Source organism: Pseudomonas sp. GW821-FHT03A09 (assembly GCF_059421065.1).
The window spans coordinates 516,677-530,066 of sequence record NZ_JBWKUX010000002.1; the positions used below are offsets into that span (position 1 = coordinate 516,677).

Consider the following 13,390-nt stretch of genomic DNA (forward strand, 5'->3'; position numbering starts at 1 on the left):
GGTCAGCCACAAGTGTGCTGACTGATAGACCGCAATCGGGGGCAAGCTCCCTCCCACATTGATCGCATTCCAGGTTGGGATTTGAATCGCAAAAAAAAGGCCGCACCCTGCCAAGGAAACGGCCAAAAAATTGTCGAGGCTTTTGCAACTAACGGGCAGTAATCACCGACAGCTTGGTAATCCCCGCACGCTCGATAGACGCCATGGCTCGCGCCACTTCGCCGTAGTTCACACCATCATCAGCCTGCAGTTGCACCCGCACATCGGGGTCCTTGGCCTTGGCCGCCTGCAGGTTGAATTCCAGCAGGTCCGGCTGGATTTCGTCCTTGTTGATAAACAACTTGCCCGCGCCGTCGATGCTCACCACCAGCGGGTCTCTCTGTTCCACCGGGGCCACGGCCTGGGTCTTGGGCAGGTTGATCGGAATCGAGTTGGTCAAAAGCGGTGCGGTGACGATAAACACCACCAGTAGAACCAGCATCACGTCCACCAACGGCGTGACGTTAATCTCGCTCAGCACCTCATCACTGTCTTGCGTGGAGAAAGCCATCTCAGGACGCCTCCTTCACTTTTTGCGGGTTGCCGGCTGCGCTTTTGGTCAGCGTCGGATGCAGCAGTACGCGGAAAGAATTCTTCTGGGCCAGGCTGTAGAAGTCGTGGGCAAAGTCATCCAGGTCGGCAGCCGTCAGCTTCAGGCGGCGCAGGAAGTAGTTGTAGACCAGCACGGCCGGCACGGCGACAGCGATCCCCACCCCCGTGGCGACCAGCGCCGCACCAATCGGGCCGGCCACGGTTTCCAGGCTGGCGGAACCAGCCGCGCTGATGCCTTTGAGCGCTTCCATGATCCCCCATACGGTGCCGAACAGGCCGATGAACGGCGAGGTGCTGCCGATACTGGCAACCACGGCCAGGCCGGTTTCCAGGGAGCGCCGCTCACGTACGATCTGTTGGCGTAGGGCGCGTTCAAGGCGGTCTTGATGATTGATCGCCTGGCTCAGGTCGGCCGCATGGGGTGCTTCGCCGACCTGAATCGCCGCATAACCGGCCTGGGCCACACGGGCCGTCGCGCCGGGCTGGGTTTCGGCCAGTTCAGCGGCGGAATCGAGACTCGACGCCGCCCAGAACTGCTTGTGGAACTTGCGATCCTGGGCCTTGAGGCGACCGAACTGCACGCCCTTCAGCAACGCCAGCCCCCAAGTAGCGACCGAAAAGACCACCAGCAGCCAGATCACCGCGCTTTCGATGGATTCAAGTGGAGATGCTAATGCCATGATGTTTTCCCTCTGTACAGGTTGCGGCGTGTCCAACACACCGCTGCCGAATAGTTAGTGAATCTTGAAATCGATCGGTACGCTGACCCAGCCGTCCTGGGCCACATCGCCCTGCTTGGCCGGTACAAAGCTCCAACGCTTCACCGCCGCCAGTGCGGCGTCATCGAGTTGCTGGCGACCGCTGCTTTTCTGGATCTGAATCTCACCCGGCTTGCCGCTGGCCAGCACATGCACCCGCAACAACACCGTGCCTTCCCAACCACGACGCTGGGCCAGTGACGGATACTCCGGCGCCGGATTCTTCAAGTACGCGGCGTTCGCCGAGGCCGGTGTAACCGGTGCTGGCGACGGCGCTGCAACCGGTGCGGCCGGAGCCGGTGGCGCAGGCGTCGGCGGTGCAGGTGGTTGCTCGACCGCTTTCGGCGCGGGCTTCGGCTTGGGCTTTGGGATCGGTTTTGGCGGCGCGGGCTTGGCCGCCAACTCATCCACCACCGGTGGTGGTGGCTCGACCACAGGCGGCGGTGGGGGTGGCGGCACAGGCGGTGGCGGTTCAACCACCGGCGGTGCCGGCTGGGAAAATTCGATGGTCATCGGCGGGATTTCCGGCGGCACGATCGGCAACACCGGCGTGGGCTTCTGGCTTACCCAGTAAATCACCGCACCGTGCAAGGCCAACACCAGCAGCCCCAGCAAAACCCCTTCGCGGCGACTCGAAAAACGCTTCGGAGTCTTCTGCAACCGCAGTTGCCCCAACGGCGCGCGGTGCGGCCGGCCAAGGTCGACCAACTCACCACCCGGTGCCTGGCGCCATTGCGCCTCGTGTGCACTGGCGGCGGTCTGGACATTGCCCATTGATTCACTCCCTACGGTTTTCACACAAAAAAACCGACAGGCCTGCCTGAGCGGCCGTCGAGGGCTGAATCATCGGGGCCAGACGCTTATCTCTTAAAGTAATCTTTGAAGTTATACATAGATCTAAATTGAATAAACGAAGCATCCTGAAACGCCAAAGCCGCGCCCGCCGTGGCCTGGGCTGAGGCCGCTGTTTTTCAATGCTTTTCAGGCATACAAAATATTCAACAAAGGCATGCTTCAGACGGGGCTGTTTGCGCATAAATCGAGCAATTGGCGCTGCAGTGTCTGCCCTGCCGCCCCCAAGCCACTGCGACCATACAGCGCCAGTCGCACGCCCTGTACCGCCGGTAAACCGCTGTCTTCGCCGAGCACCACATGCCCAGGCTGCACCACCCGGCGCGGCAACAGGCTGATCCCCAACCCCGCCGCCACTGCGGAGCACACGCTGGCCAAGCTCGCGCTGGAATAGCCGATGCGCCAGCGCCAGCCGCCCACTTCCAGGTGCTGGAGCATTTCATTGCGATACAACCCACCCACTGGAAACGCCACCAGTGGCAGTGGGTCGCGTCCCAGGGACGGGGTGCTGCGGCTGTCGACCCAGCACAAGGGCTCCGGCCATGACACCAGGCAGTCATCACTGTCGCCCATCTGCTTGACCAACAGCACATCAAACTCACCACCCCGGTACTGGCGCTGCAATTCGGGACCGAGGCCGCTGGTGACTTCCAAGCGCACCCGGGGATAAGCCACCACAAAGGCCGAGAGCAGCGGCATCAAGCGTTCGGCGGCAAAATCCTCCGGCACCCCAAGGCGCAACACGCCGTCGCTTTGCTGGTTGACCAGCACATCAGCGGCTTCTTCATGCAAGGCGAGAATGCGCCGCGCATACGCCAGCAGCCGCTCACCCTCGGCGGTGGCGACCACTCGGCGCTGGTCGCGGTCGAGCAACTGGCACGCCACGGCCTCTTCCAGACGGCGGATTTGCTGGCTCACGGTGGATTGGGTCAAATGCAGGCGCTCGGCGGCGCGGGTGAAATTGCCGCAATCCACCACGGCGACAAAACTGCGCAACAACACAGGATCGAACATGGGCGTCACCATTCCATTTGCCACTGATTGGCATGGTTATATTTAATTTCAGAATACCAAGATGGCTGACCATACTTCACCCTCCATCCTGCCCAGAGGGACGTTCATGAGCACCGATCAACACCACCTGCAACGCGCTGTCACCTTGGCCCAGGCCAATGTGGCCCAAGGCGGCCGCCCGTTTGGTGCCGTGCTGACGTACAACGGTGAAGTCCTGGTGGAGGCCGTGAATGAAATCCACCTGACCCAGGACCCCACCGCCCACGCAGAACTGCTGGCGATCCGCGCTGCCAGCCGCCAACTCGGCACACGCCTGCAAGGCTGCGTGATCTACGCCAGCGGCCAGCCCTGCCCGATGTGCCTGAGCGCCATGTACCTGTGCGGCGTCGAGCGCGTGGTGTTCGCCGCCAGTAACGCCATGGCCGAACCGTTCGGTTTATCGACGGCGGCCATTGGGCAACAGGTCGGCTTGCCCCTGGACGAGCAGCGCCTGCCGATCCAACACCTGCCCAATGCCGCCATGATCGCGCTGTACCAACACTGGAAAACCCTGCATGCCCCTGAATAAATCCCTCGCCGGTTGGGGCCTGCTGGTCGTGCTGGGCCTGAACCTGCGGCCACTCCTCAGTTCTATCAGCCCGTTGCTCGGGGAGATTCGCCAGGCCACCGGCTTGAGCTTCCAGAGCAGCGCTTTGCTCACCAGCCTGCCGGTGATCTGCATGGGCCTGGTGGCGCTGGTAGGCGTGCGCGTGGAAGCACGCCTGGGTGAACGGCGCGGCATAGCCCTGGGCTTGATGATGATTCTGCTGGCCTGCCTGGTGCGCTGGCTGATGGGCCAGGCGTCGGCGCTGCTGGTCACGGCGTTGCTGGGGGGGGCCGGAGTGGCGCTGATCCAGGCGTTGGTGCCGGCGATGATCAAGCGCGAGTTCCACCACCGTGTGCCGGTGGCGATGGGCGTGTATTCAGCGTCGCTGATGGCCGGAGGCGGGTTGGCTGCCCTGCTGAGCCCGGTGGTGGCCACGCACTTTCAACAGTGGCAGGCAGGCCTTGGAATCTGGTTGCTGCCCGCCATGGCGGCGCTATTGCTGTGGGCATTTGCGCCGTTGGGTGCGGCCAGAAGCGCCAAGGTGATCCCCGCCTTCAAAGGCCTGCGCAATCGCCGAGCATGGTTGTTGGCGCTGTATTTCGGCTTGGTCAATTGCGGCTACATGAGCATGGTGGCGTGGCTGCCGGCGTACTACCAGCAACTGGGCTGGGGCGTGTTGCCCAGCGGTTCGTTGCTGGCATTCATGACCATCTTCCAAGTGATCGCCGCGCTGCTGATGCCGGTATTGGCACAGCGTGGTATTGACCGTCGCCCCCTGCTCGGTATCAGCCTGCTGGCGCAGACCGTGGGCTACCTTGGCTTGCTGATGGCGCCGCAACAGTTCCCCCATGTGTGGATGGCGCTGATCGGCTTCGGCCTGGGTGCCTGCTTCGCCTTGAGCCTGCTGCTGACCCTCGACCACCACCGCGACCCACGCCAGGCCGGGCAACTGGCGGCGTTCGTACAAGGCGTGGGCTTTTTGATCAACGCAATTTCGCCCTGGCTGACCGGCTGGCTGCGTGAGCTCACCGGCACCTTTATCAGCGCCTGGGTGGTGCTGGTCGTCATGGTGCTGACGATGCTGGTGGTGACGCGGGTATTCAGCCCGGCCACCTATCGCACGGGGTCAGAAGTCGTAGCGCCCGGTCACGCCTAAGGTGCGCGGTGTGCCCAGCAAGCCTTCATAGCCACCGTTACCGCCCGTCCACAGCGTGGTGTAGTAGGTTTTGTCGAAGGCGTTTTTCAGCCACAACGACACGTCCCACTGCCCCTGCTGGTAGTTACCGCGCAGGCCAGTGGACAGGTTGACCACGGCATAAGCCGGAATCTGCCCATAGTCGGAGTCTTCCACAGTGCCCACCGCCTTGGAGCGGAACGCATAGCTGGCGGTCACGTAGGGTTCGAAGCCGTTAGCCAGGTTCCACTTGTACTCGCCGTTGGCGTTGGCAATCCACTTCGACGCCCCGACCACTTGATGCCCCGTGAGGTCGCAGGACGCCGGTGCACCAGGGCGCAAGCTGACTTCCGGCGGGCACGGCGCGTCCTTGTAAGACAGGTAACTCACATCGTTGAACGAGCCGTTGAGGTTCAGCGTCAAGCCCTTGATCGGCACCAGGGTGCTTTCCACCTCGACGCCTCGCGAGCGCACGGAACCGGCGTTGGTCAGGTACTGCACGCGGTTGTCCTGATCGTAGGCGTTGGTCTGATAGCCGTTGACCTGAGTCCAGAACAGGTTGGCGTTGAGTTGCAGGCGGCGATCCCACAGCGTGCTCTTGAAACCCAGCTCGGCGTTGTTGGCGCGCTCGGTGCCGATCAGCAGGGAGTCGGCCCCGGCCGTTGGCGCAGAGCCCACGGCCAGGTTGACCCCACCGGACTTCTCGCCATGGGACAGCGTCGCGTAGCCCAACAGGTTTTCATTGAAGTGGTAACTGAGGTTCAACAGCCCCGACGGCGTGGCGCTGTACTGGTTAAGGTCGCCCGAGTCATACGCCCCCGTGCGCCCGCGCCGCGCCGTGGCAGCCGCGCCCGTCACCGCAGCGCCACCCAGGGGTGCATTGCGCGTGACCCAGGCGCTTTTCTCCTCATAGGTGCCGCGCAAACCGGCGGTGAAATCCAGGCGCTCCGTCAGATGCCAGGTGCCCTGGGCGAACAACGCGAAACTGTCGGTACGGATATGCCCGTTGCCGACGCTGCTGACATTGTTCAAGGCGCCGGTGGGCGTACCATTCCAGATATCCGCCTTGGGCCCGTAATAGGCGAAGGATTTGTTATCCAGGTCAGACCCAAAGTAGTAAGCGCCCAGCACATAGTCGAAGAAACCACCCGTGGGCGAGGCCAGGCGGAACTCCTGGGACCACTGTTTATCTTCCACCGACACACCGGCGTTGTACGCGGCCGGCACGTTGAGCCCGTCATCGTTGCGCGGGGTGAAATTCCACCAGCGATAGGCGCTGACCGATGTCAGCGTGAAGTCACTCGGCAACGTCCAGTTGGCCTCCAGCGACGTGCCGCCCTGGAACACAGTGACGTGCTGGTCACTGTCCAGGTTGACCTTGCGATGGGTGCCATCCACCAGTGTCGCGCCCGCCGCAGCGGCCCTGGATTGGTAGAGGTTGGTGCCATTGATGGTCGGCCCGGTGTTGTACAGCACACGGGTGCCGGCACTGGAGTCTTCCTCGTTGTAATCGCCGATCCAGCGCAGGTTGAACGTGTCGCTAGGCTTGTACAGCAACTGCCCGCGAAAGCCCTGGCGTGCCCCCCCATTGAGGTCGTGGCCGTCGTATTCGTTTTTGATATCGCCGTCGCTGCGCGTGCGGTAAGCCGAAAAGCGCCCGGCCAGATCATCGCTCAGCGGGCCAGAGATCGTGCCCTTGGTCTGGAAGTAACCATCCTCGCCCAACGAGGTTTCGATACTGCGCTCCGGGGTGAAGCTCGGCGCGCGGGTGCTGATGTTGATCACCCCCGCCGTGGTGTTCTTGCCGAACAAAGTGCCCTGAGGGCCGCGCAACACTTCAAGCTGCTCGATGTCCATCAGATCGAACACCGCCATACCTGGCCGCCCCAGATACACGTTGTCGATGTACAACCCCACGCTGCCTTCCAGACCGTCGCTGGCCGGGTTGTTGCCCAACCCACGGATCGACACGCTGGACTGGCGCGCGTGCATATAAGCGACGTTGACGCTGGGCACCAGTTGCTGCAGATCCTGAATCCGGTACACCCGCTGACTCTCCAGGGCCTGGCCGCCGATCACGCTCATGGGCGTCGGCACTTCCTGGGCGCTTTCGGTACGCCGCCGAGCTGTCACGGTGACGGTCTCCAATTGGCCGCTGGCGCTCTCGCCCTTGCCTGCCGGCGCGGGTGTTTCGGCGGCCTGGGTCGGCGACCAACTGGTGCTGCCGGCCAATAACATGGCCATGGGCAAGGACTTCAACAGACTCATAAGCGGCTCCGGAACCCAGCAATATCCTTCAATGAATATTCCTAAAGGTTATTTATTTATGTTTTTACGAACATTTACTGCATAAGAGATTGCCTTTATAAGGAGTCGACCGGATGCATAGCCAATGCATTTCCCCGATATTTTTGATGTGAAAAATGCATATCGACCTACGCCAACTTCGCCACTTCATTGCCCTCGCCGAACAACGCAGTTTTGTCGCCGCGGCGTTGGCCGTGAACTTGTCGCAGTCGGCGTTCAGTCGCAGCATCCAGGCCCTGGAACACAGCGCCGGCTGCCAATTGGTAGACCGTGGCCGCAAGGACCTGGCGCCGACCAAACAAGGCCAGGTCCTGCTGGAACATGCGCGTCGCCTGGTCAGCGGCGCGCAGCAGTTGGCCAACGAGATCAGCCAGTTCAATGGCCTGGAGGCCGGTGAGCTGCGCTTCGGTTGCGGGCCGGCACCGGCTGGCGGGTTGGTCCCACGCGCCATCGGCAGTTTTATCGGGCGCTACCCCAAGGCCCGCGTGCAATTCCAGGTGGATGACTGGCAAAGCCTGAGCAAGCGCCTGCTCAGCGAAGAGTTCGAGTTCTTCGTCGCCGACACCCGCCACTTCGAAGCCAACCCGGACTACCACACCCACCGCCTGCGCCCACGCCGCTGGTACTTTTGCTGCCGCGCCGGACACCCTCTGGCCGAACGTAACAGCGTCAGCGCCGGCGAGCTGATGAGTTACCCGTTGGCCGTGACGATTCGCCCGCCGAACCTGCGTAAGGTCATCGTCGACCTCAGCGGCCGGCCGGACTACCAGCCCAATGTGGAATGTGAAAACGGCTACAGCCTGATGGGCGTGGTGTTGCGTTCCGACGCCATCGGCATCGTCAGTGCCAACAGCGATGTGCTGCACATGGCCCGGGGTGAGTTGGTGTGTTTGACGATTGACGGGTTGGCTGAGGACCTGGAGGAGCGTTACACCCGTTATGGAATTGTCAGCCGCGCGGGGTATCGGTTGTCGCCGCTGGCGGAGGCGATGATCGAGCAGATCAAGGAGGTTGATGCGCTGGATGAGGATGTGTGTGCACTGGAAAATTTCGCTGTCTGAACGGACGCCATCGCAGGCAAGCCAGCTCCTACAGGGGAATGCATTTCAAATGTGGGAGCTGGCTTGCCTGCGATGAGGCCACCCGTAACACCCATGCATTCACTGCATCAAACCCAGTCCCCAAATGCACTTGCCAGCCCCCCACCCGAACGGCGAAAAAAACCACCTGTCCTCCGTTCGGTGAAACCCCATGTCTCAAGCCAAGCCCCTGCGCAACGTGCTCTACATCATGTGCGACCAACTGCGTCGCGATTACCTGTCGTGCTACGGCCATGCCCATTTGCACACACCGAACATCGACCGCCTCGCCGCGGCCGGTGTGCGTTTCAGCCGCGCCTACACCCAGGGCACCATTTGTGGGCCATCGCGAATGTCGGCGTACACCGGACGCTATGTCAGCAGCCACCAGGTGGCGTGGAACGCGGTGCCGCTGCCGCTGGAAGAACTGACGATTGGCGACTATTTGCGCCCCCACGGCATCCGCACCGCACTGGTGGGCAAGACCCACGCCACGCCAAACCTGGAAGCCTTGCAGCGCCTGCAGATCGACCCCGACAGCGCCCTGGCCGAAGCGCTGAATGAAGTCGGCTTCGACACCTATTTTCGCCACGATGGCATCTACCCCGACAGCCCGCTGTTCGACGACAAACGCGAGTCCGCGCCTTACACCCACTACCTTCGCGAGAAGGGCTACAGCGGCACCAATCCCTGGCACGAATGGGCCAATGCCGCCGCCGGCGAAAACGGCGAGGTCCTCAGCGGCTGGCATATGCGCAACGCCGGATTGCCTGCGCGGGTCGCCGAAGAGCATTCGGAAACTGTCTACACCACCGACCGCGCCATCGATTTTATCCGTGAGCAAGCCGAGCAGCCGTGGTGCCTGCACCTGTCCTATATCAAGCCGCACTGGCCCTACATCGCCCCGGCGCCGTATCACGCGCTGTATGGCGCTGAGCATATCCAGGCACCGATTCAGCCCGACAACGCCAGCGATCACCCGGTATACCAGGCGTTTCGTCAGCATCAGGAGAGCCTGAATTTCTCCCGCGATGAAGTTCGGCTTACGGTGATTCCGACGTACATGGGTTTGATCAAGCAGATCGACGATCAACTCGGTCGGCTGTTCGATTACTTGCAGAGCAATGGCCGCTGGGACGACACCTTGATAGTGTTCACCAGCGACCATGGTGATTTCCTCGGCGACCATTTTCTCGGCGAAAAAGAGTTCTTGCTGGAACCCGCGGTGGGCATACCCTTGATCGTGCGCGACCCACGCGCCAGTGCCGACATCAGCCGGGGTTCAGTGGACGAGCGCCTGGTGGAAACCATCGACGCACTGCCGACCTTCCTCGACGCCCTGGGCCTGCCAGCAGCCGATCACCGCCTCGAGGGACGCTCACTGATCCCACTGCTGCACGGCGCCCCCACGACCTGGCGCCACTACGCCATCGCCGAATACGACTACGCGTTCCAAGCACCCGCCCGCGAGCGCCTGGCGCAGCCCATCGACCGTTGCCGCATGACCATGGTGCGCAGCGAACGCTGGAAGTACTTGGCGTACGACGGCTTTCGCCCACAACTGTTCGACCTGGAAAACGATCCGCACGAATTGCACGACCTGGGCGCCGACCCGGCCTATGCGGCGGTGCGCGAGACCCACTTGGGTTATCTGTTCGAATGGCTGCGCGGCTTGAAGCGGCGCACCACCATCAGCCACACAGAGATCGATCTGCGTGGTAAACAATTTCGATACGGTGAGCCGGAGGCGGAAAAAGTAGTTCAGATAGGCGTCTGGTAAGCACCAAAAAACCAATGTGGGAGGGGGCTTGCCCCCGATGGCGGTGGTTCAGTCAACGTGACATCGACTGACACTCCGTCATCGGGGGCAAGCCCCCTCCCACATTTGATCTCCAACCTGACTCAAATCCCCTTGGTGGTCTGGCTGCGCTGCCCCTGCACACCCACCGGCACGTCGCCCTTGAGCGTCACCCGGCGCACGATGCGTTCTTGGGTGCCGTAGTCGTCCACCGCGTAATGCTGGGTGGCGCGGTTGTCCCAGATCGCCACGTCGCCGGTGTTCCAGCGCCAGCGCACGGTGTTTTCCAGGCGGGTGACGTGGCTTTGCAGCAGATTGAACAACTGCGTCGAATCCGCCTGGGCATAACCTTTCAGGCGTTTGACGAAGTGCCCCAACAGCAGGGTTTTCTCGCCGCTGACCGGGTGCACACGCACCACCGGGTGCTCAGTTTCATACACCGTGGAGGTGAACACCTTGCGGTATTCCTCAAGCTTCTCAACCGACACGTCCGGCTTGCGCCCGGCGTAGTCGTATTCGTTGCTGTGCACCGCCCACAGATTGTCGGCGAGCGCGCGCAGTTCGACGCTGAGGTCGTTGTAAGCGCTGGCGGTATTTGCCCAGACCGTGTCACCGCCCGATTTGGGCGCCAGCACCGAACGCAGGATCGAGGCTTTAGGGTAGGCGTCAACGAAGGTCACGTCGGTGTGCCAGGAATTGGCGCGCTGACCGCGTGTGCCGTCCAGTTCCAACAGGAAGCGCGTGCCGTCACGCACCGGCACCGTCGGGTGGGCGATTGGCTCGCCGAGCAAGTGGGCGAAGGCTTCCTGGCCTTGATCGTCGAGGTGGGTCTGCTCGCGAAAGAAGATCACCTTGTACTGCACCAGCGCTTGCTGGATGGCCTCGACTGTCGCGGCATCCAGATCACCGGACAGTTTGATGCCACGGATCTCGGCACCGATGCGACCGGCGACCGGGTGGATGTCCAGCGCCTGGACGACGGGTTGAACAGCGAATGCGGCGTTGCTCATGGTGATGCCCCTCTGGTGCGCTCTATTCATATGCAATTTAGATCTAGCAAATTAATAGATGCTTCGTTGACGGAATAAGAGCTTGCATTTAAAACCTCAGCTCCCAGGGTCGCAAATGCCTTCGACCTATTTTTCAGATGCCGGGAAAGCATATGGATCTTCGCCAACTTCGGTACTTCATCGCCCTCAACGAACACCGCAGTTTCGTGCGCGCGGCAGACGCCATGGGCATCACCCAGCCGGCGTTCAGCCGAAGCATCCAGGGGCTGGAGCACGAGTTCGGCTGCGTGTTGGTGGACCGTGGCCACAAGGATCTGCGCCCCACACCGGAAGGCCAGGTCGTGCTGCAACATGCCCTGAGCCTGGTGCACGGCGCTGCCCTGTTGAGCAGTGAAGTCACGCGCATGACCAAGCTCGACGCGGGCGACCTGCGCTTCGGTTGCGGCCCGGCGCCGGCAGTGAAACTGGTGCCCGATGCGGTGGCGCGCTTTATCACTGTCCACCCGAAAATCCGCACCAGTTTCCAAGTGGATAACTGGGAAAAACTCAGCCGCGCACTGAGCCGTGAGGAGATCGAATTCTTTATCGCCGATATCCGCCAGTTCGAAGCCGACCCGAACTTCCAGACCCGCGCACTGACCCCAAAACGCGGTGTGTTTTTCTGTCGTCCGGGTCATCCGCTGCTGGCCAAGGACAGTTTGTCGACCAACGATATGTTCGATTACCCGCTGGCCTCGCCGCTGATCTCCCAGGGCATCCGCAAACTGCTGGCGAACCTCAGTGGGCGCATGGATTTTTCACCGAGCATCCAGACCGAGCATTTTCCGGCACTGGTGAAGATCGTGCTGCAATCCAATGCCATCGGTGTAGGCACCGAGGAAGCGTTTGCCGAAGACATTGCCCAGGGTTCGCTGGTGCTCCTGCACTGGCGCAACCTGCCGCAGAACATGGAAACCCTGAGTGCGCGGTGTGGCGTGGTCAGCCGCACCGGTTCGCGCTTGTCACCGGCAGCGAAGGCGATGATCGAGACGTTGGTGGAGGTCGACAGGCAGGAGGTGAGTGTGGCGGTTTGAAGGGCCTCATCGGGGGCAAGCCCCCTCCCACAAGTTGGAATGCATTTTAAATGTGGGAGCGGGCTTGCTCGCGAATACGGCAGCCCAGACGCCACCTACTCAGAGCCCGGCAGCGGCCAGATTCGGCGCCACCCAATCACTCACCTGGAACGACTTGCGAATCAACTTCTCCTTCGACGCCAAGTCCACCGCATCCTGCAATTTGCCAAGGAAGACCGGGTCCAGGGTCGAGGGGAAAATCTCGCTGAGTTTCTGATCCTTCAGATCGTTGGTGAGGATCACCGAGGGGTAACTGGCGCGTCCCGACACCAGCTCGATGTAGGCCTGCTTATGGTTGTCATCGGTCAACCATTGCACGGCCTGTTGCTGGGCCTTGAGCAGCTTCGCCACGATCTGCGGGTGTTCGTCGACAAATTTGCCGCTGCCCACCAACACCGCCTGGATGCTACCCGCGCCGCCCAGGTCCTTGGTGGTCAACGGAATCTCGGCCAACCCCTTGGCCTGCAACGCACTCAGGCCCGAACTGCCCCAAGTGGCATCGATCTGCTTGGCTGCCAGCGCAGCCACGGCGGCGTTGAAATCCAGGTTGATGACCTTCAGGTCTTTCTCACTCAGGCCTTGGCTGGCCAATGCGCTGTCGAACGACAGCTGGCTGGCCGTGCCACGGAATACCGCAACGCGCTTGCCCTTGAGGTCTTGCAGGGTCTTGATGCCCGAGCCCGGCACCACGCCAAGGTAATGCTTCACACCGCGTGCCGAGGCGCTGAGCAGGCGGGTATCCAAGCCATTGGAACGGCCGATGATCGCGGCCAGGTCGCCCAGATAAGCCAGGTCGACCTGACCGTTGGCGAACGCTTCATTGATCACCGGCCCGGCGCCCTTGAAGTAGTTCCACTGAATGGTAATGCCTTGGTCGGCAAAGGCCTTTTCGAAAATTTGCTGGCTATGCAGCACATCGGTGATGCCACCGCCGCTGTGTTGGCTGCCGGCACTCAGGTCGGGCACGGCGATGCGGATCTCCTTGAGGTCGGCGGCATGCACCAGGCCGGCCAGCGCGGTGCCCGCGAACAATGTGATCAGTCGTTTGAACGGCAGTTTCATAAGCGCAGCTCCTGGTGGGCGACGGTCGCCTGGGGAGCAGAAAGTAG

General features: G+C 61.9%; 12 protein-coding genes. 5 read left to right on the forward strand and 7 right to left on the reverse strand.

All coding sequences use genetic code 11. From position 1 onward, the window contains the following. Nucleotides 1-148 precede the first annotated feature (148 nt). The 4 genes from AC07V4_RS05055 to AC07V4_RS05070 all read right to left on the reverse strand — a co-directional run bounded on the left by AC07V4_RS05055 (nt 149) and on the right by AC07V4_RS05070 (nt 3,215). Nucleotides 149-550: an ExbD/TolR family protein gene (locus AC07V4_RS05055; RefSeq protein WP_492637709.1), complete on the reverse strand. Its 402-nt coding sequence runs from the start codon at nt 548-550 to the stop codon at nt 149-151. A gap of 1 nt (nt 551) precedes the next feature. After that, complete coding sequence (locus tag AC07V4_RS05060) at nt 552-1,274, reverse strand: MotA/TolQ/ExbB proton channel family protein (protein WP_492637776.1); 723 nt, start codon at nt 1,272-1,274, stop codon at nt 552-554. A gap of 51 nt (nt 1,275-1,325) precedes the next feature. Then, complete coding sequence (locus AC07V4_RS05065; RefSeq protein ID WP_492637710.1) at nt 1,326-2,123, reverse strand: energy transducer TonB; 798 nt, start codon at nt 2,121-2,123, stop codon at nt 1,326-1,328. A 240-nt stretch (nt 2,124-2,363) separates the two neighbouring features. Continuing rightward, nucleotides 2,364-3,215 carry a LysR family transcriptional regulator gene (locus AC07V4_RS05070; protein ID WP_492637711.1) on the reverse strand — a complete coding sequence of 284 codons (852 nt, stop codon included), beginning with the start codon at nt 3,213-3,215 and terminating at the stop codon, nt 2,364-2,366. A 106-nt stretch (nt 3,216-3,321) separates the two neighbouring features. Between AC07V4_RS05070 and AC07V4_RS05075 the strand changes: the two genes are divergently transcribed. Together AC07V4_RS05075 and AC07V4_RS05080 are read left to right on the forward strand one after the other, a co-directional pair. Further along, on the forward strand, nt 3,322-3,783 hold the full coding sequence (locus tag AC07V4_RS05075; RefSeq protein ID WP_492637712.1) for a nucleoside deaminase: 462 nt from the start codon (nt 3,322-3,324) through the stop codon (nt 3,781-3,783). Then, nucleotides 3,770-4,957: a CynX/NimT family MFS transporter gene (locus AC07V4_RS05080; protein WP_492637713.1), complete on the forward strand. Its 1,188-nt coding sequence runs from the start codon at nt 3,770-3,772 to the stop codon at nt 4,955-4,957. The genes AC07V4_RS05075 and AC07V4_RS05080 overlap by 14 nt, the downstream gene beginning before the upstream one ends. On the opposite strand, the gene AC07V4_RS05085 is transcribed toward AC07V4_RS05080, so the two are convergent. Continuing rightward, complete coding sequence (locus tag AC07V4_RS05085; RefSeq protein ID WP_492637714.1) at nt 4,928-7,243, reverse strand: TonB-dependent receptor; 2,316 nt, start codon at nt 7,241-7,243, stop codon at nt 4,928-4,930. The genes AC07V4_RS05080 and AC07V4_RS05085 overlap by 30 nt on opposite strands. A gap of 155 nt (nt 7,244-7,398) precedes the next feature. On the opposite strand from AC07V4_RS05085, the gene AC07V4_RS05090 reads away from it, so the two are divergent. Beyond that, a complete protein-coding gene (locus AC07V4_RS05090) occupies nt 7,399-8,343 on the forward strand; it encodes a LysR family transcriptional regulator (protein ID WP_492637715.1) in 945 nt (314 codons plus the stop codon). A 190-nt stretch (nt 8,344-8,533) separates the two neighbouring features. Next, nucleotides 8,534-10,141 (forward strand): alkaline phosphatase family protein, encoded by a 1,608-nt coding sequence (locus tag AC07V4_RS05095; RefSeq protein ID WP_492637716.1) that lies wholly within the window; start codon nt 8,534-8,536, stop codon nt 10,139-10,141. 122 nt (nt 10,142-10,263) lie between these two features. Here AC07V4_RS05095 and AC07V4_RS05100 read toward each other — a convergent pair whose 3' ends face one another. Further along, nucleotides 10,264-11,169 carry a TauD/TfdA dioxygenase family protein gene (locus tag AC07V4_RS05100; protein ID WP_492637717.1) on the reverse strand — a complete coding sequence of 302 codons (906 nt, stop codon included), beginning with the start codon at nt 11,167-11,169 and terminating at the stop codon, nt 10,264-10,266. Between the two features lie 152 nt (nt 11,170-11,321). Here AC07V4_RS05100 and AC07V4_RS05105 point away from each other — a divergent pair, with 152 nt between their 5' ends. After that, nucleotides 11,322-12,242 (forward strand): LysR family transcriptional regulator, encoded by a 921-nt coding sequence (locus tag AC07V4_RS05105; RefSeq protein ID WP_492637718.1) that lies wholly within the window; start codon nt 11,322-11,324, stop codon nt 12,240-12,242. Nucleotides 12,243-12,341: 99 nt separating this feature from the next. On the opposite strand, the gene AC07V4_RS05110 is transcribed toward AC07V4_RS05105, so the two are convergent. Beyond that, the gene (locus AC07V4_RS05110) at nt 12,342-13,343 is read right to left on the reverse strand and encodes an ABC transporter substrate-binding protein (RefSeq protein ID WP_431749645.1); all 1,002 of its coding nucleotides are present in this window, start codon (nt 13,341-13,343) and stop codon (nt 12,342-12,344) included. Nucleotides 13,344-13,390: the final 47 nt, after the last annotated feature.